Origin of the sequence: Mycobacterium branderi (assembly GCF_010728725.1) — a bacterium.
GTDB classification, from domain to species: Bacteria; Actinomycetota; Actinomycetes; order Mycobacteriales; family Mycobacteriaceae; genus Mycobacterium; species Mycobacterium branderi.
The window spans coordinates 205,921-227,196 of sequence record NZ_AP022606.1 but is presented as its reverse complement, the minus strand read 5'-3'; the positions used below and the strand labels follow the sequence as shown (position 1 = coordinate 227,196).

General features: G+C 64.2%; 19 protein-coding genes and 1 tRNA gene. 14 read left to right on the top strand and 6 right to left on the bottom strand.

The genetic code is table 11. The features are described 5' to 3' along the window. Nucleotides 1-3: 3 nt before the first annotated feature. Entirely contained in the window at nucleotides 4-246 is a 243-nt protein-coding gene (gene mrx1, locus G6N47_RS01355; protein WP_083129864.1) for a mycoredoxin Mrx1, read from the bottom strand. 50 nt (nucleotides 247-296) lie between these two features. Between mrx1 and G6N47_RS01350 the strand changes: the two genes are divergently transcribed. The 3 genes from G6N47_RS01350 to G6N47_RS01345 all read left to right on the top strand — a co-directional run bounded on the left by G6N47_RS01350 (nucleotide 297) and on the right by G6N47_RS01345 (nucleotide 2,990). Then, a complete protein-coding gene (locus tag G6N47_RS01350) occupies nucleotides 297-2,375 on the top strand; it encodes an ATP-dependent DNA helicase UvrD2 (protein WP_163659516.1) in 2,079 nt (692 codons plus the stop codon). A 95-nt stretch (nucleotides 2,376-2,470) separates the two neighbouring features. Further along, nucleotides 2,471-2,611 (top strand): hypothetical protein, encoded by a 141-nt coding sequence (locus G6N47_RS29115; protein WP_169717231.1) that lies wholly within the window; start codon nucleotides 2,471-2,473, stop codon nucleotides 2,609-2,611. 136 nt (nucleotides 2,612-2,747) lie between these two features. After that, nucleotides 2,748-2,990 (top strand): WhiB family transcriptional regulator, encoded by a 243-nt coding sequence (locus tag G6N47_RS01345; RefSeq protein ID WP_083129862.1) that lies wholly within the window; start codon nucleotides 2,748-2,750, stop codon nucleotides 2,988-2,990. Between the two features lie 69 nt (nucleotides 2,991-3,059). Here the strand turns inward: G6N47_RS01345 and G6N47_RS01340 are convergent, their stop codons facing one another. The 3 genes from G6N47_RS01340 to G6N47_RS01330 form a co-directional block, all read right to left on the bottom strand. Continuing rightward, complete coding sequence (locus G6N47_RS01340) at nucleotides 3,060-4,403, bottom strand: macrolide-binding ATPase MABP-1 (protein ID WP_083129861.1); 1,344 nt, start codon at nucleotides 4,401-4,403, stop codon at nucleotides 3,060-3,062. Nucleotides 4,404-4,446: 43 nt separating this feature from the next. Then, on the bottom strand, nucleotides 4,447-5,232 hold the full coding sequence (locus G6N47_RS01335; RefSeq protein ID WP_083130461.1) for a cyclodehydratase: 786 nt from the start codon (nucleotides 5,230-5,232) through the stop codon (nucleotides 4,447-4,449). A gap of 69 nt (nucleotides 5,233-5,301) precedes the next feature. Continuing rightward, a complete protein-coding gene (locus tag G6N47_RS01330; RefSeq protein ID WP_083129860.1) occupies nucleotides 5,302-6,666 on the bottom strand; it encodes a zinc-dependent metalloprotease in 1,365 nt (454 codons plus the stop codon). A 64-nt stretch (nucleotides 6,667-6,730) separates the two neighbouring features. Here G6N47_RS01330 and G6N47_RS01325 point away from each other — a divergent pair, with 64 nt between their 5' ends. From G6N47_RS01325 to G6N47_RS01315, 3 genes are all read left to right on the top strand, one after another. Then, nucleotides 6,731-7,753 carry a YlbL family protein gene (locus G6N47_RS01325; RefSeq protein WP_083129859.1) on the top strand — a complete coding sequence of 341 codons (1,023 nt, stop codon included), beginning with the start codon at nucleotides 6,731-6,733 and terminating at the stop codon, nucleotides 7,751-7,753. A gap of 58 nt (nucleotides 7,754-7,811) precedes the next feature. After that, a complete protein-coding gene (locus G6N47_RS01320) occupies nucleotides 7,812-10,796 on the top strand; it encodes a UPF0182 family protein (RefSeq protein ID WP_083129858.1) in 2,985 nt (994 codons plus the stop codon). A gap of 140 nt (nucleotides 10,797-10,936) precedes the next feature. After that, nucleotides 10,937-11,010: transfer RNA gene (locus tag G6N47_RS01315), tRNA-Met, on the top strand. 111 nt (nucleotides 11,011-11,121) lie between these two features. Here G6N47_RS01315 and G6N47_RS01310 read toward each other — a convergent pair. Continuing rightward, nucleotides 11,122-12,003 (bottom strand): SDR family NAD(P)-dependent oxidoreductase, encoded by an 882-nt coding sequence (locus G6N47_RS01310; RefSeq protein WP_083129857.1) that lies wholly within the window; start codon nucleotides 12,001-12,003, stop codon nucleotides 11,122-11,124. Between the two features lie 746 nt (nucleotides 12,004-12,749). Between G6N47_RS01310 and G6N47_RS01305 the strand changes: the two genes are divergently transcribed. After that, nucleotides 12,750-13,358, top strand: coding sequence for a hypothetical protein (locus G6N47_RS01305; RefSeq protein WP_083129855.1), 609 nt, complete (start codon nucleotides 12,750-12,752; stop codon nucleotides 13,356-13,358). Between the two features lie 78 nt (nucleotides 13,359-13,436). On the opposite strand, the gene G6N47_RS01300 is transcribed toward G6N47_RS01305, so the two are convergent. Next, nucleotides 13,437-14,504, bottom strand: coding sequence for an Lrp/AsnC family transcriptional regulator (locus tag G6N47_RS01300; RefSeq protein ID WP_083129854.1), 1,068 nt, complete (start codon nucleotides 14,502-14,504; stop codon nucleotides 13,437-13,439). 203 nt (nucleotides 14,505-14,707) lie between these two features. Between G6N47_RS01300 and G6N47_RS01295 the strand changes: the two genes are divergently transcribed. From G6N47_RS01295 to G6N47_RS01265, 7 genes are all read left to right on the top strand, one after another. Next, a complete protein-coding gene (locus tag G6N47_RS01295) occupies nucleotides 14,708-15,364 on the top strand; it encodes a hypothetical protein (RefSeq protein WP_139799302.1) in 657 nt (218 codons plus the stop codon). A 12-nt stretch (nucleotides 15,365-15,376) separates the two neighbouring features. Continuing rightward, the gene (locus tag G6N47_RS01290) at nucleotides 15,377-15,892 is read left to right on the top strand and encodes a hypothetical protein (RefSeq protein ID WP_139799301.1); all 516 of its coding nucleotides are present in this window, start codon (nucleotides 15,377-15,379) and stop codon (nucleotides 15,890-15,892) included. A 618-nt stretch (nucleotides 15,893-16,510) separates the two neighbouring features. Beyond that, complete coding sequence (locus tag G6N47_RS01285; RefSeq protein WP_372517512.1) at nucleotides 16,511-17,245, top strand: ABC transporter permease; 735 nt, start codon at nucleotides 16,511-16,513, stop codon at nucleotides 17,243-17,245. 92 nt (nucleotides 17,246-17,337) lie between these two features. Continuing rightward, nucleotides 17,338-18,114, top strand: a complete 777-nt coding sequence (locus tag G6N47_RS01280) for an ABC transporter permease (protein ID WP_083130460.1) — start codon at nucleotides 17,338-17,340, stop codon at nucleotides 18,112-18,114. 11 nt (nucleotides 18,115-18,125) lie between these two features. Next, a complete protein-coding gene (locus G6N47_RS01275) occupies nucleotides 18,126-19,274 on the top strand; it encodes an MlaD family protein (protein ID WP_083129850.1) in 1,149 nt (382 codons plus the stop codon). After that, complete coding sequence (locus tag G6N47_RS01270; RefSeq protein ID WP_083129849.1) at nucleotides 19,271-20,302, top strand: MlaD family protein; 1,032 nt, start codon at nucleotides 19,271-19,273, stop codon at nucleotides 20,300-20,302. Before G6N47_RS01275 ends, G6N47_RS01270 begins: the two co-directional genes overlap by 4 nt. Then, entirely contained in the window at nucleotides 20,290-21,267 is a 978-nt protein-coding gene (locus tag G6N47_RS01265; protein WP_083129848.1) for an MlaD family protein, read from the top strand. The genes G6N47_RS01270 and G6N47_RS01265 overlap by 13 nt, the downstream gene beginning before the upstream one ends. The last annotated feature ends 9 nt before the right edge of the window (nucleotides 21,268-21,276 follow it).

Below are 21,276 nucleotides of genomic sequence, written 5' to 3'. Positions count from 1 at the left end.
CGCTTACCCGGCCAGCTTCGCCTTGATCTCGTTGGCGCTGGGATTAGTCAAAGTCGAGCCATCGGCGAACTTCACGGTCGGGACGGTTCGGTTGCCGCCGTTGACGGAACTGACGAACTCCGCGGCCGCGGCGTCCTGTTCGATGTTGACCTCGTCGTAGGAGATACCGGCGGCCTTCAGCATCGTCTTGAGTCGATGGCAATAGCCACACCAGGGCGTCGTGTACATCGTGAGCGCAGCGGTCATACGTCGTTTATATACGGCGTCTGTCGGCGGCCACTGCCAAGATGGACGGCATGCCGGTGATCGCGGACGCCTTGCTTGCCGATCTCGACGAGGAGCAGCGCGAGGCCGTGCTGGCGCCACGCGGGCCGGTCTGCGTACTGGCCGGGGCCGGGACCGGCAAGACCCGCACCATCACGCATCGCATCGCTTCGCTGGTGGCCGCCGGGCACGTCGCCGCCGGGCAGGTGCTGGCGGTGACGTTCACCCAGCGCGCGGCCGGCGAGATGCGCGCCCGGCTGCGTGCGCTGGGCATCGGCAGGGTCCAGGCGATGACCTTTCATGCGGCCGCACACCGCCAGCTGCGCTACTTCTGGCCGCGGGTGGTCGGCGACACCGGCTGGCAACTGCTGGACACCAAGTTCGCCGTCGTCGCGCGTGCCGCCAATCGGACCGGCCAGCAGCTCTCAACCGACGACGTGCGGGATCTGGCGGGCGAAATCGAGTGGGCGAAGGCGTCGCTGATCTCGCCGGAGCAGTATCCGGAGGCGGTCGCCCAGGCCGGCCGCGACATCCCGTTGGACGCCGCCCGGGTCGCCGCGGTGTACGCCGGCTACGAGTCGCTCAAGGCCCGCAGTGACGGACCCGCGCTGCTCGACTTCGACGACCTGCTGTTGCACACCGCGGCCGCGATCGAAAACGACGCCGCGGTCGCCGAGGAATTCCGGGACCGGTACCGCTGTTTCGTCGTCGACGAATACCAGGACGTCACCCCGCTGCAACAGCGAGTGCTCTCGGCATGGCTGGGGGAGCGCGACGACCTGACCGTCGTCGGCGACGCCAACCAGACCATCTACTCGTTCACCGGCGCCTCGCCGCGCTTCCTGCTCGACTTCTCCCGACGTTTTCCCGACGCCACCGTGGTGCGCCTAGAACGCGACTACCGCTCCACCCCGCAGGTGGTGTCGCTGGCCAACCGGGTGATCGCGGCCGCGCGCGGCCGGGTGGCCGGCAGCAAGCTCCATCTGGTGGGCCAGCGCGACCCGGGCCCGGCGCCCAGCTTTCACGAGCATCCCGACGAGGTCGCCGAGGCCACTGCGGTGGCCAAGGCCATCGCGAAGCTGGTCGCGGCGGGCACCCCGCCGGCCGAGATCGCCGTGCTCTACCGCATCAACGCCCAGTCCGAGGTGTACGAGGAGGCGCTGACCGAGGCCGGCATTCCGTATCAGGTGCGCGGCGGCGAGGGGTTTTTCAGCCGTCAGGAGATCCGACAAGCGCTACTGGTATTGCAGCGGGCGGCCGGTCGCGACATCGACGGTGAGTTGCCCGACGTGGTGCGCGGGTTGCTCGAACCGCTGGGTTTGACCGCGCAGCCGCCGGCGGGCACCCGGGCCCGCGAGCGCTGGGAGGCGTTGAGCGCCTTGGCCGAACTGGTCGACGAGGAGGTGGCGCACCGCCCGGCGCTGGATCTGCCCGGTCTGCTCGCCGAGTTGCGGGTGCGCGCCGACGCCCGCCACCCGCCGGTGGTGCAGGGTGTGACGCTGGCTTCGCTGCACGCTGCCAAGGGGCTGGAGTGGGACGCGGTGTTTCTCGTCGGCCTGGCCGACGGCACGCTGCCCATCAGCCACGCGCTGGCGCACGGCGCCGACAGCGAAGCCGTCGAAGAGGAGCGCCGGCTGCTCTACGTCGGAATCACCAGGGCACGAACGCATTTGGCGCTCAGTTGGGCGTTGTCGCGGACGCCGGGCGGGCGGCAGAGCCGTAAGCCGTCGAGGTTCCTCAACGGGATCGCCCCGCAGACGGAACCCGGTCCGGCGCCCGCCAAGCCGCGGCGCAACCGCGGAACTGCATCGCGGTGCCGCATTTGCGACAAGGCGCTGACCACCCCGGCGGCGATCATGTTGCGTCGCTGCGAGACGTGCGCCGCCGACATCGACGACGAGTTGTTGCTGCGGCTCAAGGATTGGCGGCTGCGCACCGCCAAAGAGCTCAACGTGCCCGCCTATGTGGTGTTCACCGACAACACGCTGATCGCGATCGCGGAGATGCTGCCCGCCGACGACGCCGCGTTGGTCGCGATCCCGGGCATCGGCGCCCGCAAGCTCGAGCAGTTCGGCCCGGACGTGCTGGAGCTGGTTCGCAGCCGCGGCTGAAATTGCAGGTCAGAAAATCGCTTGCCGCGCCTGCCTGCTACGATCTAGCCTCGAACCGCAATTCTTACGGCAGCGCACGGAAGGAGGGAGCCACGATGATCACCATGAACGCGTTCGGCGTAGGCCTGGCCGACGCTGGTTCCCGCCATGCCGCTGCGGCGGCCGCATCGGCGGCGCCGCGTCATCGCCGTATCGCCGCCGCTACCAACGCGTCCGTGGATCGGGGCTCCACCTAGGTTCTAGGAAACACCCCCCGATGGCCACGGACTCGAAACAAGATCCGTGGCCATAGTTTTCGGGTCGGCATCCCGCCACCTGGTCCGGATCTTTTCGAAAAGACCGCCCCCAGACCAGGAAGCAGGTGACCAGCACATGTCGACTCTGGAGCTGCCGTGTAATCGCGAGCCCGACCTATGGTTCGCCGACAGCCCGGCCGACTTGGAGCGCGCGAAAGCACTGTGCGCCGACTGCCCAATCCGCAGCCAGTGTCTGGCCGCGGCGCTGGAACGCGCAGAGCCATGGGGAGTGTGGGGCGGTGAAATCCTCGACCGTGGCTCGATTGTGAGCCGCAAGCGGCCCCGCGGACGTCCGCGCAAGGACGGCGTCGCTGCCTAGGCCCGCGAAAGTGCAACTGGCAACGCATTTCCCGAGAGACGGCGTCGCTAGTTGCACTCTGGCGGCGTCTTAGACGACCGCCGTATCGGGTTCGGCGAAGCCGGGGATCAACTCCTCGGACAGCGCCTTCATCGGTACATGCGCGTCGAGCTGACACAGAATCGCACCCACCGACGCAAGCACTCGCATCGGCATCGCCAGCTTGGCCGGCAGATCCAGCTGCCGCACTGTCCTCATCTGCGCCATCGACCGGTCGATCCGGTGCGCGGCCGCCCGTTGCAGCCATTTGCGGTTGTAGTGGAACACTTCCACTTCGATGGGCTCGACGTGCTGGCGCAGCATGTCATCGATGTCGCGGACCGACACCTGCTGGCCCTTCTGGATCAGGCCGGCTTTTTCCATCGTCGGCAGCAGCAGGTCGTAGTTCTTGTCCCGCGCCAGCCGAATCGACATCCCCAGCTCGATGGGAAAGCCCCCGGGCAGCGGAGCCACAGCGCCGAAGTCGATGACCCCCATCCGCCCGTCGGACAACAGCATGAAATTGCCGGGGTGGGCGTCGCCGTGGATCATCTCCAGCCGCCGCGGCGCGTCAAACGTGAGCTCCGCCAGCCGAGTTCCCATTAGGTCACGCTGTTCGGTGGTGCCGTTGCGGATGATCTCCGACATCGGCACACCCTCGATCCATTCCTGGATGACCACCTTCGGCGCGCTGGCCACGACATGCGGCACCACGAAGTGCGGGTGGTCTTGGTAGGCCTTGGCGAACGCGCGCTGGTTGTCGGCCTCCAGCCGGTAGTCGAGCTCCATCTCGGTGCGTTCAATCAGCTCGTCGACGACGCCCTGTATGTCGGCTCCGGGCGAGAGTTGCTTGAGCACGCCGACCATGCGCTGCATGGTCTTCAGGTCGGCGCGCAGGGCCTCGTCGGCCCCCGGGTACTGAATCTTGACGGCGACCTCGCGCCCGTCGTGCCACACCGCCTTGTGGACCTGACCGATGCTGGCCGAGGCGACGGGCGTGTCGTCGAACTCGACGAAGCGCTGGCGCCACTTGGTGCCGAGCTGCGCGTCGAGCACCCGGTGCACCTTGTGCGCCGCCAGCGGCGGGGCATCCTTTTGCAGCTTGGTCAGCGCTTCGCGGTACGGCTCGCCGAACTCCTCGGGAATGGCGGCTTCCATCACCGACAGCGCCTGGCCGACTTTCATCGCGCCGCCCTTGAGCTCACCGAGAACGGTGAACAGCTGATGGGCGGCCTTCTCCATCAGCTCGGCATTGACTTCGTCTCGCGACTTGCCGGTCAGTCGCTTGCCGAATCCGAGCGCTGTCCGGCCCGCGATATTCACCGACAGCCCGGCCAGCTTCGCATTGCGCGACGCGCGGCCCCGTTTGATGTCTGTCACATCACCATCATCCATGACGGCCCCGCGGTCGCCCGCATCGATATGGCAACAAGTGATGTCAACAAGAACACAGTGGGTGGCGGGACCAGTGCCGCGCCACGATCGAGCCGGCGTGGACGTCGAATTCGAGGGTGGCATCCAGCGCCGCCGGCGGGTCCGCATCCGCGCCCCGCACCGCCCCGATCACCCGGTTGACCTGGCTGAGCGCCAGCGCCGCCGTCGCCAGCAGCGTCGCCCGGTCGGCGGTGCCGACGGCATCTCGCAGCTGGGCGGCGACGGCCGGCCAGGCGGCATCTCGGTCACGGCGATGAAGATCGGCACACCCCAAGCAGCTTGTCACCCCCGGGATCACGAGCGGTCCGACCAGGCCCGTGCCGTCGCGGACGCGTACCGGGAGATGAGCGACGCGCTGGCTGTGCAGTTCGCGCACCATCCGCGGGTCGACGACCAGGTAGTCCGACAGCACCACCAGGTCGGCGGTGACCGCGGCATGCGGTTGGCTGCTGTGCTTGATCCGGGCCCCCGAGCAGCGCAGCGCCCCGAGCAGCAGGTCCGACAGCGGTCCGCGGCCATGCACCCGGATCGACGCCGACCGGCCGGGCAGCTGGCGAGTGCGGGTGGCAACGCCGGCGTCGACCAATTGCGCGACGAGCTCGTCGAGGTCCTGCGCGGAAACCGCGCCCGCCTGCCGGTGCAGCTCACTGATCGGCAGCGGCGACTGCATGCCGCGCAGCAGCGCCGCCAGCTCGACCGCGGTCAAGCCCCGCGGCGGCTGGACCAAGACGGCGCGGCGCGGATCCCAACCCACCTGGACGGCGCCGTCGGGACGCACCAGCACCGGCATCGCCGGATCAAGCGCGTACAGCGTGCTCGGCACAGTCGCGACTGTGCCACGCCGGGCGCGACGCCCCGCTCAGCTATCCACAGAACCGTCGTCGCCAGGGTCGGCGCCGCGTTCGAATTCGGCGATCGCCTCGTCGATACCGCTGGTGTCGCCGCCGATGACCCGGTCGATGAAGCCGGCCGGCTCGTCGAGATCCTCGGCCTCGGGCAGCAGGTCGGGGTGCTGCCACACCGCGTCTCGGGCGTCCACGCCGACGGCCTGAGTCAGGCGCTCCCACAGCACCGCGGCTTCGCGCAGTTTGCGCGGACGCAGCTCCAAACCCACCAGCGTGGCGAATGTCTGCTCGGCGGGCCCGCCGGTGGCCCGGCGCCGTCGCAGCGTCTCGGCGAGCGCGGCCGCACTCGGGATGCGGTCGCCCAGCGCCGCGGTCACCACGGTATGCACCCAGCCTTCGATCAACGCCAGCAGTGTCTCCAGCCGTTCGAGCGCCTGGGTCTGCTCCGGCGTCGCCTTGGGCTCGAACACGCCCTGCGTCAACAGGTCTTCCACCGCGGCCGGATCGCTCAGCGATGCCGGGTTGAAATCCCTTGCGAGCTCCTCGATTCCGGCCATATCGATCTTCATGCCCTTGGCGTAGGCTTCCACGGCGCCGAGCAGCTGACTGGCTAGCCAGGGCACATGGCTGAACAGCCGGTGGTGGGCAGCCTCACGAGCCGCCAGGTAGGTCACGATCTCGCTGCGCGGTTGCTCCAGCCCGTCGGCGAAGGATTCCACCGCAGCCGGCAACAGCGCGGCAATTCCCTTGGGGCCCAACGGCAAACCGATATCGGTAGACGTCAGCACCTCGCGGGACAGCCGGCCAAGCGCCTGGCCCAGCTGCGAACCGAACGCCATACCGCCCATCTGCGACATCATCGACAGCAGCGGGCCGGCCATGTTCTTGGCCTCTTCGGGCAGCGCCGCCGCCCACACCGTGGCGATCTGCTGAGCCATCGGATCGCACAACCGTTTCCAGGTTTCCAGCGTGTTGTCGACCCAGTCGGTCGGGCTCCAGGCGACGGCCTTGGCGGTGCCCGCCGGCAGTGCGGTCGCCCCATCCAGCCAGGTCTCGGCAAGGTGCACGGCATCGCTGATCGCCGAACTGGTGGCAGCCGGGATCGGCGGCACGAAACCGATCGAACTGGATGCCAGCTGACGCGCCAGTTCGTAGTTCACCGGGCCGGAGGGCTTGCCCGACGCCATCGCGGTGCCGGCGCCGCTGAACATCTGCCCGAGACGCGTGAAGATCTGCCCCAGGTCGGCCATGTCGAAATTGCCGCCCATTCCGAATGGGTCGGTGGAGCCCGAGTCGTCTTTGCCCGGCTTGTCGCGCTCGGGATCGTCTCCGGCGGAGAAGCCGAAAGGCAGGTCAGCCATACCCCCAACGGTACTCACCGGGGAAGTGCGACGGGTGATCCGCCGTCACGCTGAGGGTGAACGGGACCTTAGGGTAGGCGACGTGAACAGGCGGATTCTGACGCTGATCGTCGCGCTGGTGCCGATTGTGGCCTTCGGCGTGCTGCTCGCGGTGGTGACGGTGCCATACGTGTCTTTGGGTCCGGGTCCGACGTTCGACACGCTCGGCGAGGTCGACGGCAAACAGGTGGTCGACATCGAGGGCACCCAGACGCATCCCACGACGGGTCATCTGAACATGACGACGGTGTCGCAGCGCGACGGCCTGAGCCTGGGGGAGGCGCTGACGCTGTGGCTGTCCGGGCAGGAGCAGCTGGTGCCGCGCGACCTGGTCTATCCGCCGGGCAAGTCGCGGGACGAGGTCGACAAGGCCAATAACGCCGATTTCCGCCAGTCGGAGGACAGCGCGGAGTACGCCGCCCTCGGGTATCTGAAGTACCCGCAGGCGGTCACCGTTGCGGCGGTGAGCGACCCCGGCCCGTCGAAGGGCAAGCTGCGCGACGGCGACGCGCTCGACGCGGTCGACGGCACGCCGGTCGCGAATGTGGAGCAGTTCACGTCGCTGCTGAAGAAAACCAAACCCGGTCAGTCGGTCACCATCGACTTCCGGCGCAAGAACGCCCCGCCCGGTAATGCGCGAATTACGCTGGGCGCCAACCCCGATCGCGGCTACGGCTTTTTAGGAGTATCGGTGCTGGATGCGCCGTGGGCGCCGTTCGCCATCGACTTCAACCTCGCCAACGTCGGCGGCCCCTCCGCCGGACTGATGTTCAGCCTCGCCGTCGTCGACAAACTCACCACCGGTGATCTGGCCGGCTCCAAGTTCGTCGCGGGCACCGGCACCATCACCGCCGAGGGAAAGGTGGGCCCCATCGGCGGCATCGTGCACAAGATGAACGCCGCCCGCGCGGCCGGGGCCACGGTGTTTTTGGTGCCGGCCAAGAACTGCTACGAGGCCAGTTCGGACAAGCTGCCCGGACTGCAGTTGGTGAAGGTCGACACCCTCGGGCAGGCAGTGGATGCGCTGCATGCGGTGACGTCGGGTGGGCAGCCGCCGAGTTGCTGACGCCCTGCGTACAGTTGTGACCGTCGATACAAATGAGGACGGCCAGGGAGCGTAAGTAGTGGGAATGCGGCCCACGGCGAGAATGCCGAAGCTTACTCGGCGCAGCCGGATTCTGATCGCGATCGCACTGATAGTGATCGTGCTGCTGTTGGTCGGGCCGCGACTGATCGACGCCTACGTCGACTGGCTGTGGTTCGGCGAACTGGGCTACCGATCGGTCTTCAGCACCGTGCTGCTGACCCGCTTCGTGGTGTTCTTGGTGGTCGGGCTGCTGGTCGGCGGCATTGTGTTCGGCGGGCTGGCCATGGCCTATCGGACTCGTCCGGTGTTCGTGCCCAGCAACGGCAACGATCCGGTGGCGCGGTATCGCACCGTGGTGCTCTCGCGGCTGCGGCTGATCGGAATCGGAATCCCGGCGATGATCGGCCTGCTGGCCGGCATCATCGCGCAGACCTACTGGGTGCGTATCCAGCTGTTCCTGCACGGCGGCGTCTTCGGCATCAGGGATCCGCAATTCGGCAAGGATCTCGGCTTCTACGCCTTCGATCTGCCGTTCTACCGGCTGGTGGTCGGCTACTTGTTCGTGGCGCTGTTCTTGGCGTTCGTGGCGAACCTGGTGGCGCACTACATCTTCGGCGGCATCCGGCTGTCCGGGCGTACGGGCGCGCTGAGCCGTTCGGCGCGCATCCAATTGATCAGCCTGGTGGGCGCGCTGGTGCTGCTCAAGGCGGTGGCCTACTGGCTGGACCGCTACGAGCTGCTGTCGCACACCCGGGCCGGCAAACCGTTCACCGGTGCCGGATACACCGACATCAACGCCGTGCTGCCCGCCAAACTGATCCTGCTCGCGATCGCGCTGATTTGCGCCGCGGCCGTGTTCTCCGCAATCGTCTTGCGGGACTTGCGGATTCCGGCGATCGGCTTGGTGCTGCTGTTGTTGTCGTCGCTGATCGTGGGTGCCGGCTGGCCGCTGATCGTCGAGCAGATCAGCGTCAAACCCAATGCGGCGCAAAAGGAAAGCGAATACATCAGCCGGAGCATCACCGCGACCCGCCAAGCCTACGGGCTGACCGACGACGTGGTCAGCTACCGCAACTACAGCGGCGACGGTCGCGCCACCGCCGAGCAGGTGGCCTCCGACCGTGCCACCACGTCGAACATCCGGCTGCTCGACCCGACGATCGTCAGCCCGGCGTTCACGCAGTTTCAGCAGGGCAAGAACTTCTACTTCTTCCCCGACCAGCTCTCCATCGACCGCTACCTCGACCGCGACGGGAACCTGCGCGACTACGTCGTCGCCGCGCGGGAACTCAACCCGGACCGGTTGATCGACAACCAGCGGGACTGGATCAACCGGCACACCGTCTACACCCACGGCAACGGGTTCATCGCCTCGCCGGCCAACACGGTGCGCGGAATTGCCAACGACCCCAACCAGAACGGCGGCTACCCGGAGTTTCTGGTCAACGTCGTCGGCGCCAACGGCGGTGTGGTGTCCGACGGTCCGGCACCGCTGGATCAGCCGCGCGTCTATTTCGGGCCGGTCATCGCCAACACCCCGGCCGACTACGCGATCGTCGGCAAGAACGGCAACGACCGCGAATACGACTACGAGACCAACACCGAAACCAAGAACTACACCTACACCGGCGCCGGCGGCGTGCCGATCGGCAGCTGGGTGTCGCGCAGTGTGTTCGCCGCGAAGTTCGCTGAACGAAACTTTTTGTTCTCCAACGTGATCGGCTCCAACAGCAAGATCCTGTTTAACCGGGATCCGGCGCAGCGGGTCGAGGCGGTGGCGCCCTGGCTGACCACCGACAGCGCGGTGTACCCGGCGATCGTCAACAAGCGGCTGGTGTGGATCATCGACGGCTACACCACGCTGGACAACTACCCGTATTCCGAGCTGACGTCGTTGTCGTCGGCCACCGCCGACTCCAACGAGGTGGCGTTCAACCGGCTCGCGCCCGACAAGCAGGTCTCCTACATCCGCAACTCGGTGAAGGCCACCGTCGACGCCTACGACGGAACCGTCACGCTCTATGCCCAGGACGAGGCCGACCCGGTGCTCAAGGCGTGGATGAAGGTGTTCCCGGGCACGGTCAAACCCAAGAGCGACATCACTCCCGAGCTGGCCGAGCATCTGCGCTATCCGGAGGACCTGTTCAAGGTGCAGCGGATGCTGCTGGCCAAATACCACGTCAACGACCCGGTGACGTTCTTCTCGACGTCGGATTTCTGGGATGTGCCGCTGGACCCCAACCCGACCGCCAGCAGCTACCAGCCGCCCTACTACATCGTCGCGAAAAACCTTGCCAAAGGCGACAATTCGGCGTCGTATCAGCTGACCAGCGCGATGAACAGGTTCAAGCGTGACTATTTGGCCGCCTACATCAGCGCCAGCTCGGATCCCGCGACGTACGGCAAGATCACGGTGCTGACCATCCCGGGTCAGGTCAACGGGCCCAAACTGGCCAACAATGCGATCACCACCGATACCGCGGTGTCCCAGGACCTCGGTGTGATCGGCCGGGACAACCAGAACCGCATCCGCTGGGGCAATCTGCTGACGCTGCCGGTGGCGCAGGGCGGGCTGCTCTACGTCGAACCGGTGTATGCCTCACCGGGTTCCAGTGATGCGGCGTCGTCGTACCCGCGGCTGATCCGGGTCGCGATGATGTACAACGACAAGATCGGCTATGGGCCCACCGTCAGTGATGCGTTGACGGGTCTGTTCGGGCCCGGTGCGGGTGCTACCGCGACGGAGATCGCGCCGACCGATGCCGGTGCGCCGGCCAGCCCGCCGGCGGGAACGCCGCCGCCGGCCGCCGACTCAGTGCCGGCATCACCCGCGCCGCCGGCCGCGGCGGTTCCGCCGTCGCCGAACGGGGCGTTGTCGCCGGCCAAGGCGGCAGCGATGAAGGAGATCCAGGCGGCCATCGCCGCGGCGCGCGATGCCCAGAAGAAGGGCGACTTCGCCGCGTACGGCGCTGCGCTCCAGCGGGTCGACGACGCGATCACCAAGTTCAACAACGCCAAGTAAGCGGGCGGTTGCCTTCCCCGCGAGTGTGCGCGGCCCCGGGCGACACGCCGGCCAAATCGCCGGGTTTGCGCACGCTCGCGGCATCTTGACCCGCGATTTGGTGGCCGCCGCCAGTGTTCGGTAACCTTGCATTTACCCGTCGCGGGGTGGAGCAGCTCGGTAGCTCGCTGGGCTCATAACCCAGAGGTCGCAGGTTCGAATCCTGTCCCCGCTACTAGTGTCATGTCTCGGGACATCGTTGACAGGTGTCCCGAGACATGGTTTACACCTCGAGTTTGTTTTCGGGGTGAGTGGAGTCATGTAGTGCGCCGCAGCAGGGCTGCCGCTACGTCGTCACCGGGCTCGTACCTTGGGTCAGGATCTGCGCGGTGTAGTCCGGGCCGTGGCGGTCATCGAACTCGCTGTATGCGCGCCGGATCTCGCCGTGCACGCGGGCGACGAGCGGTTCCCAGTCGCGATGGGTGATGATCAGGAATTGCCGTTGCTGCATGGCTTCGACCACCTGCTCGCCAACACGGTCGGGATCCGCCCCCTGGCCCAGCAGTGCGCCGTTGCCCTCCAATGCGGCTCTGTTTATCTCTTGGCCGAGGAGCTTGGCCTCCGCCTCTCCGGCGGTCACGTTGATTCGAGTGGCCACCGTTCCGGGGCACAGCACAGAGACTCCGACATCGGTGCCGAGAAGCTCATCGCGGAGCACCATCGAAAACCCGACGCCGGCGAACTTCGACGAGGAGTAGGCGCCGACGCGGGTCATCGGCACAATGCCTGCCATCGAAGCGGTGTTCACGATGTGGGCACGACCACCGCGGCTTTTAAAGCGCGGAAGGAAGGTCGAGACGCCGATGAACTGCGCCTCGGTGTTGATCTTGAAGACCCAGCGCCAAACCTCCAGTGGTGTCTCATCGATGAGTCCGCCTCCGTTCACGCCGGCGTTGTTGCAAAGTATCGAGATTGGCCCGAGTGCTTTCTCGGCCTGATCGGCCGCAGCCGACCACTGGTCGGCGTCACTGACGTCGAGTTGCACGCCCAGCACGGTGCCGCCGGCATCCGTCAATTCTTTGGCGACGTCGGCGAGCCGTGCGCCGTCGATGTCGGCGAGTGCCACCTTCGCGCCTGCGGCGACGAGCGCACGCGCGATGCCGAGTCCGATTCCTGACGCCGCTCCGGTAACGAAAGCTGCTTGTCCTGCTGGCCAGTTCGTTGTCATAGCGGACACAATATAGCAATCTGACAGTAGATAGTGTCAGATGTTGGGTGCCATCCCGGCCCACAGGCCCGTCCACGCCAGGGGCGGCGAGGTAACGCAGACCTACAGACGGGATAGGGCGATGCAAAGAGCAGACTGGGTCATGTGCTTGACATGCGAACTTGCCGAGGAACATAATCTGACATGTCTGAATGTCAATTTGGACGGTGCCTTACGACCAGCGGATGCCGTGTTCGCGCGTACAGCGTGCGTGAAGAACCGGCTACTAATAGGAAGTGAGTGAGGCATGACGAAACCCCAGTGCTTCACAGGTTCACGCTTGGAGGACGGGTCGTTCGTCCTGGCCAGCCTCCAGTCCTTCCACCGATGTCCAGCTCGGTCGGACTTCATCGAGTTGTGCTTTGCGACCGACGCGGGCACATGGACGTGGTGCTTTCGGGAGCCGTCTGAGCGGAGCGAGGGCGGCTCTGGCGGCACGCTCGCATTGACGGTCGGACCATACGGCGCCCAGGCGCGTTACGTCGACGACGGCGGTCTCGGACTTGCGTTGCCAACTTCTCAGGCCCTGCCGATGATTCTCGGCGGATCCCAGACGTACGTGGCACGGAGGCTGGTCGCACGGGGATGAAATCGATTTCGCCACAACCGTTTCGACATCCAGGCTGGGTCGTGCTGGAACACCAAGTTACCCACGGCCGCTTGCAGCTAGCGCAGGTCGATTTCGGAGGTTACGAATGGGGCCAGCTATGACGCGGCTCGACGCAACCCGCCGCGCGTCCCTAGGGCTTTCCTGCCTCGCTGTCCTGGCAGCGATGTGCGTCGCGGTGGGGAGTCGAGCAGGTGCAGATCCGTCAGATCCACCTCCTCCGCTGTTGCCCGAGTTTGTCCCGACCGCCAGCAACTTTTCTCCCCAGTTCCCGTATCCCTATGACGAAACGCGCAAGAACGTCACCTCCGCCGACGTCAACGCAGAGCGGGAAATGTGTCAGTGGTTCAATGCGCAATACCGCGACCTGCGGAACCAGATGGACCAATTCGGGTTCAATCTCTTGCAGGCCAACAACGACTGGACGGTCGGCACCATCCAGGCGCAGGCCGACAACGTGGCCACGAACGTCGAGCAGGCCGTCGCTTTCCTCACCCCGCGCGCGCAGGCTCTCACGATAAGTCAGGATTACGCCGGCGACATGTACTTCCCGCTCTACCAAGGCGAGTCCTTTTACCGGTTATGGCAAGAACTGTCCAACGTTGGAGTTGGCATCCGGGCCCGCAACACTGCCTGGATATACGGTCCTTCGCAGCAACGAGTCAAACATTGGGGCAGCAAGATCGAACGGTCGCACGTTTGTGACTAGCGGCTAAATCCGTTGCGGCTCAGTGCCTTCTGACCAGTCGTGTTCGACGTCAGCCCCCGTGAGTAGGAGCCTGCGCGGTTAGACCATCGAGTCGAACGGGCTGACGCGCTTCAGGCACGGGTTGATCCGAACGATATCGACGAGAAGCAGTGTGTCCGCGGCGAGTACGCCGTCGACCGCTTGGACGCGAGAACCCACGATTTCCATGAGCTCTGCGGCGTCGGCGGCGAAAACCCCGACGTGAAGATCCCAGTTACCGAGGCAGACCGCGACAAACGTCACGTTGGGCATCGCCGTGAATTCCTTGACGATGGCGTCGATCCGCGCGCGTTCGGCGTGGAGCATGATAATGGCGGCTACACCCGCCAGCCCGAACGCGACTGGCTCGACCATTGCCACGACGCGCGCCAGACCCGATTCGGTCATTCGACTGATGCGGGCGCGGATCGTCCCCTCCGACACCCCAAATTTGCGGGCGATGTTGCGACTGGATTGGCGACCATCGTCGATGAGCGCCTGCAGAATCGAGAGATCGAGATCATCGAGTTCGATGCACGGAGCCGGCAGCCGGATCGGTGTGGGGTCCATGGCGAGGTACAGCCGTCTTCCTAATGCGGACACTTGGGTGTCGGTGGCAAGCTCAACGTCAAGTTCGGCGACCCCGTCGATGGAACCGAGTTTGTCGATCACTTCTCGGAGTTCGGCGCGGTCTCTGACCAAGAGATAGGCGATCAAGTCGTGCGACCCCAACACCACTGCCGTCGACGCACATTGCGCCAAGCCGCCGATGTCGCTGGCGACGTCGACCGCTGAACGTTTGCGCGTTTTGATCAGGAGAATGACCCACCATTCGAAACCGGCCTTTTCCCAGTCGATTACTGCCGTGAAGACCAGTGCACCGCTGTCCATCAATTTGCGCAGCCGGGTGCTCACTGCCGATTCGCTGATCCTCACTTGCTGGGCCAGGCGGCGGTTGGACATTCTGCTGTCGGCGAGAAGGTGCCGCACCAGCGCGCGGTCGACGTCATCAATGGCTGCCGTTGGCGTATCTGCAACGTTGCCGCCAAACAGCGACGACCCCGTAGTGGCGCGCCTGATGGATGGCGGGCGCAGAATCGCTTGGTTGGGCGCCTTGTCCGACGCCATTAGATGCGTCCTCCGACCGTGCTGGTCGGAAGGTTCGGCCGCGCCGGCGAGGCGGTGAACCAGTTACGGGTGAGCGTGTACTGCATCTAGTCGGCCGCCTCGTCGTCGCTGTCCGTGATCCCGATGCCACCTCGGGACAAAATTTTTACGCCGTGATGCGCATCAGTGTGTTACCTTCCCATATGGTTGCACACTGTTGTCAGATGGCCATGTCTGACGCCGCGGGATACGGCTGGATCCAGACAAGACCAGCAGGCTTCCAGGGTCTTGACCTCAGAGGAGGAGTGGTGGTAGCCGCGCTTTTCCTGTTCATCAGTCGCGCGTGTGCGCAGCGGGTTTCGCTTGCGCGTCGGCTCGTAGTTGTGACGGCTTTAATCGCCACATGCTTCGTCACAGTGACGGCACTCGGTGCGACTAGGTCCAATGCCAACGTCGGCGAACTGGGGGCGCCTCCTGCTGACTGGGAGGTCAAGCAGGCGCTCACCGATCTTTACAATGCGGGGCAGCCGCCGGATTTCACGGTCGATGTGCAATTCCCCGGGCCGATCATTGTGGGTCAGCCGACGATGCACCCGAACCCTCCGCCACAACCATGGTGTGTCCCACGCCGGCAACCCATCCAAGGGGGTGTGCGTTGTGGCCACCCTGACCCGGGTACCAGCCTGATGTATCCCGTGCTGGCGATCGTATCGGTGACGATCACGCAGGGGCTGACGTCGAGTGCGTTGCCACCCACCAGCTTTGTCCACACCACGAGCACCACCTATGACGGCAAGCCATGTCCCGCTGACCCCAGGCCGCAGTATTGCCCGACCTATTTTTTCTACCGCGATGATGGGGGCCATTGGCAGGTTGCCTAAGGAGTCCGGTAAGTGCTTGAGGGAGTGGTGTTTTCAGTGTCGAGCGGGCGGGGGCGGATGGAGATGACGCCTCGGTGCGTGGTTGTTGTTGCGACGATGGTCGCCGTGGCGTCGCTTGTGTTGGCGCCCTTGGCGTCTGCCGATGCAACCGCGGACTTGAGATCGGCGGTGGCGGCGAAACGTGGTGGCTGTCCTCCGTTGCAATCCGATCCCGTCCTCGAGCGGATTGCTCAGCGTGCCAACCTCGAGACGCAGAATTACGCCAACCACACGGCGCGGTACCAGCCCATGGAGGATCCGATGCCGGCGTTGCGCCAATTGTCCTACCCGGCGGGCAAGGCTAAGTTGCTATCCGGCTTCGCAAACGTCAACCAATTCGCAGACGCTCAGCAAAAGGCCATCTACGGGGCCGCGCTATTTGGTTGGGATACCATCCCTGATTGCTCTTACACCCGATACGGTGCCGACGTTGTGACCGACCCCCATAGCGGTAACACCACGGCGGCCATCGTGTTAACAGGCGACTAAGCCGGCTTGCACGGAATCGACGGCGCTGGGCATCTGTGTGCGTGTCTGTCCGCTCCTCAGCAAAGCTCCGTGGCTTCGTCGCCGGTCCTGGGCGGGGGAGGTGGCCACGGCGATGGCTGCCCAGGCGCCGTCGAGAGTTATTGACATCCACCGTCACTCTCGTGGCTCCGGCGAGGGTTAGGCCGCATCAGCGGGCGCGTAGCAATAACCCGCGGGTACTTCGCAAATGGCGGGTAAACCGCGGTCAGACCACAGCCAACGCAGGTCGAGTGCTCCATCTGCATTGCAGATTCAATCCGATCCGACCGTTGACAATCTGACAAAGCAGTGCGGTAAGATGCTGCGAACGACTGAGAGGGTCGTCACACTCGCCCGCGTTTACCACGGGTGTATGCACCGGTCGCTTTATCCCGACCGCCAGATGACAGGGAACGAGCCAGCAAACAGATGATAGCCACCAGCACTGGTGAACTTCACCTCACAGCCGGCGACGGTCGCGGGCGAAGCGACGTGACGGCACTGACGGCGACTCCGACGTCCGGTCGCCCACGCGTGGCATTGCCGCGCTTGACGAGGGCACCAGTGGACAGTGCTGCAACCACCGGCCGTGCGGTCCTGATGGTGGCGGCGGTGGTCCGCTACATCGTCCAGGACGCAATATCGCTGCGGTTGCCCGTAGGCGAAATCATTCACCAATGTTGGTTTTTGTATAAGGTCACCGCGCTGCCGGCACTTCTAATGGCCGTTCCTTTCGGCGGGATGGTGGCTGTCCAGACGTCGGGTTTGATCAACCAGGTCGGGGCAGCGTCGATCGTGGGGGCGTCGAGCGGGGTCGGGGTCGTCCGTCAGGGGGCGCCACTTACGGCAGGCTTGCTGATGGGCGGTGCCGCGGCGTCGGCGATCGCATCGGACCTGGGTGCACGGGCGATTCGTGAAGAACTCGACGCGTTGCGCGTGATGGGAGTTGACCCAGTTCGGTTTTTGGTTGTGCCGCGGTTTGTCGCGTTGATTGTCCTCGCTCCCGTACTGATGGCCGTCATTCTTGCCTCAGCGGTGATCGCGTCGTTCATGCTTGCGATCACGGTCAGCGATGTGACGAGTGGGAGCTTCTGGGCGTCGTTCGGTGCGTTCGCCAAGATGGTCGACGTCTGGTTCGCCATCGCTAAAGCGGTCGTGTTCGCAGCGATCGTGGGAATCGTGTCGTCGCTGAAAGGTGTTGAGGCCAAGGGCGGACCGCGAGGTGTGGCCGACGCGGTGAATGCAGCGGTCGTTGTGAACGTGGTTGGGATCGTCCTGGCGAATCTGGTGATCACGCAGGTGCAGGCCATGTTCTTCCCCATGGCGGTGGCCTAGTGATCACCAACGCAGCGGCGCCATCGCGATACTTCGACCAGTTTCCGTTCATCAAGCGATTCGTGCAGGTTCTTCAGGCGCCCCTGCACACGATGGGCGGAGCTCTTCTCTTCGTCGGTCAGGTCATCTACCTGCTGCCGGTGACCGTCAAGCGTTACCGCAAAGAGACTCTGGCTCGGATGATCAGCCTGGCCTTTGGCCGAGGGTCTCTCGTTGTCGATGGGGGAGTGGTAAGTGTCCTGACCATCCTTGGCATGGCGATCGGCGCGTCGATCGCGATTGAGGCCTGGGCGACGTTGAACATCTTGGGATTTGGTGCGCTTTCAGGAATTGTGGGCGGTCTGGCCAACGTCCGGGAGATGTCGCCCTTGGTCGCCGGGATTGCTTTCGCCGCGCAGGCTGGCTGCCGCATGACCGCCGAGATCGGTGCGATGCGCATCGCCGAGGAGATCGACGCCGTCGACGCGATAGGTTTGAGACCTATTCCGTACGTGGTGGGGACGCGTTTCATCGGCGCCCTGCTCATTGTGATACCCGGATACGCGCTGACGCTGCTGGTGAGTTTCTTTATCTCCAACGGCATGATTACCGCGATTTACGGGTCGCCCGCTGGAACCTACAAGCACTATTTCGTTCAATTCCTGTCACCGACCGACCTCATGTATTCCACGTTGAAGGCGGCGGCCTTCTGTGCTGCGGTGACGATAATCCACTGCTACTACGGCTATTTCGCGTCTGGTGGACCGGTCGGTGTGGGTGTGGCCTCGGGGCGCGCGGTACGTGCGAGCCTGGTTGCCATCATGGTGCTGGACTTTGTCCTCACGGTGGCCTTTTGGGGCCTCAAGCCAACATTTGTGTTCACCGGGTAGAGGTTTCGATCATGACGACGACGCTACTTCGGGTCAACGAACAACGACACGAGCGCATTCTGACTTGGATCGGTGCCGGGTTCGTTCTCGTCGTCGCAGGAACTCTGCTGCTGTACCACACCGCGATCAACCCGGCTGGGCAGCCGGCCAAGAACACCATTTCGGTTGCCATCGAAACGCCCTACGTCGGGCAGGGCGTCGTCGATGGCACCGCGGTCATCTTGCACGGCGTCAAGGTGGGTGAGGTCAAGAACATCGCCAAACTTGCCGGCAATCGCGTCCGCATGGACGTTGAGTTGCAAAATGGCCCCACCAAGGGATTGACGGACGCCGTCGGCATCGACTTCCGTCCCGCCAACTACTTCGGCGTAACTGGCGTCAATTTGATTCCCACAGACCGCGGGCAGATCCTGCGCAGCGGCGCCTCGATCAGTGTCATGCCGGCGGGAAACTTCACCCTCCAAACGCTGCTGTATCGCCTTGGTGAGCTGTCGCACCAAGTCGTCACGCCGCAGCTGATCAGTGTCATCGACCGTGCTACCCGCTACACCGATGCGCTCAATCCACTATTCGAAACAATGATTCTCGTTTCAACAACCGTTACGGACGTCCAGACGGTGAGTACCGAGCAGCTTTTGCGGAATACGGCCGCGATCAGTGTGGGTCTGCCCTCCTTCCTTGACGCGACGCTCAATGTCGGAAACAACTACCTCATGAACGCTTCCACCGGTTTGGATTTCGACCCGGCCAAGGATCGCGCGAACAATCCGTACCTCCGCTACTACACCCCCGAACAATTGAAGAACTACGAGGAGGCAAGCCACCTTTTGGCCACCAATCCGGACAAGTTCGCGTTTGGGCGGTATCGAGAGTATTTCAATGCCGCCCGACTCGACCTCTTCTCCAAGATCGGCGACCTGGAGAAGTCGCACACCTACGACCTGTTCCCATTGCTTGACCAGACCCGGATCATGGCCGACGTCGTACCACGACTTTTGCAACCGACAGATATTGCGGAGAAGCTAGGCGAACTGCGCTCCCGGCTGGAACGCATGTATGCGGGCTCCGGAGACCAACGGGCACTACAGGTGCGGATCGTTCTGGATGAGCTGCCCGGGGTGGCGGCGCCACTCAGCCTGGTACTGGGAGGGGCCGAATGATGAAACACTTTGGGGCGGTGTGGAAGTTCGGTCTCGCGATCGTGGTCAGCGGGATGCTGTTGATCCTCATCTCGAATGAGATCAGGCAACCCGTCGCGGGCGAGACCCGTAGCTTCACCGCAGAGTTCACCGATGTGTCGGGTCTGCACGAAGGGGCGGACGTGCGGGTTCGCGGTGTCAGAGTCGGCAAAGTGCAGTCGCTCGCCCTCAACAGGTCCAACGGACGCACCCTCTCGAGGGTTCAGTTCACCATGCAGCGCCGCTACAGCATCGTGCCCACGAGTCGCTTGGCGGTGAAATTTCAGGCTCTCACCGGATTGCGCTACATCGACGTGATCGACCCCGCCGAGGGTGCGGTGTCAGATGAAATGGCCAGCATTCCAACATCGATGACGATACCCTCCTTCGACATCACCAAGCTGTTCAACGGACTTCAGCCGGTCCTGGCCACCCTAGACCCCAGCGAAATCAACACCTTCACCGAAAATGTCGCCACCTTCCTGGCGGGCGACGGCAATGGCCTCGGCCCGATGCTCGCGAGCATCAAGAGACTGACGGCACTGGTCTCCGACCGCGAGGCGGTGATCGCGACGCTCATGCGCAATCTGCAGCGGGTCGCCGAAGGTGTACGTGGCAAATCCGATGCGCTGCCAACGATTTTGGACCAGGTCAGGATCAATGTCGATGCGGCTATGACAGTTCTCGACGAGTTCCGTAAGTCGCAGGTCTACGGCCCAGAGTTCACGGGTCAGGTGGCTCGCCTCCTCGACGCTTTAGGACTCAACTCGGGGGAGTGGACGGCGCCGAACTACAAGCCTGGTTGGGACCCGGCGAAAGCGCTCGACAAAGCGTTCACCAACGTCTACAACGAAATCGACGGCATCAAGCGCATACCGGTGGTGTGGGAGAACATCCCGGAGCCAACAGCTGCAGGCACCCCCGTCCCGTGTTCCAAAGGCCCGGCCGTACTACCCCTTCCTATGGATGTGCTCCTCAATGGACGGAAGGTGGTCATATGCCGTCAGTGACAAGGTCTTTGCGTAGCCCATTGTTCTGGGGCGTCGTAACCATCTGCCTGACGACGATCGTCGCTTTGGTCGTTGCCGAGCTATACATCTCACCACCGCACCGTCAGCTCGTGACCTTTTACACCGACGATGTGGCCTCGGTGAAACCTGGTGATTCCGTGCGTGTCGCCGGCATCGACGTCGGTGAGGTCAAGCACATTTCACTGGAATCCCAGCACGCCCGGGTCCAGCTTTCCGTGAAAGACGACGTGTTCGTAGGCGACCAGACGCAGGTCGAAGTCCGGATGCTCACAGTCGTCGGCGGGTATTTCGTTACGCTTGTGCCGCTTGGTGATCGGCCTTTGGGTAGGCGCCCAATCCCGATTGACCGAGTTACCATGCCGTACAGCTTGATTCGGACCCTTTCGGACGCGACAAAGATTACCGACCAGGTCGCGCCCCGGCCGATCAACGAATCGCTCAACCAGATTCAGCAGGGCCTGACCGGAAGCAACTCCGAAATCCTCGCCAAGGTTCTCGACGCCGGCAACAGTACCAGCGAGGTCCTGGAACGCCAGCGCGGCCAACTGACCAGCATCCTCGAAATGTCCAATGAGTACCTCCAGACGATGAACGGCAACCGGGAACTGCTCGAATACCTGATCTCCCGCATCGCCATACTCGAAGAGACGCTTGTTCTTTACGGCGACGGGTTTGCCTCATCGCTCGCCGGCCTAGGCAAGATCGTGGACAAGATCTACCCCATCATCCCGTTCTACTTCGAACACCGGCAAGACTTCCTCAACAGGGTCCGCGGGATACTGGGCGAGATCCAAACGATCGCCGACCGCAACGGTGTTGTCGTGCGCGTGCTACGCCGCATCCGGGGGCGATTGCAAACGACTCTGGATTGGCAAAATGCCGGAACGCCGCAAGAACTCCTCGCGACAGACCTATGTTTTCCGATCGAGGGGAGGCGCTGCTGATGTGGCCTC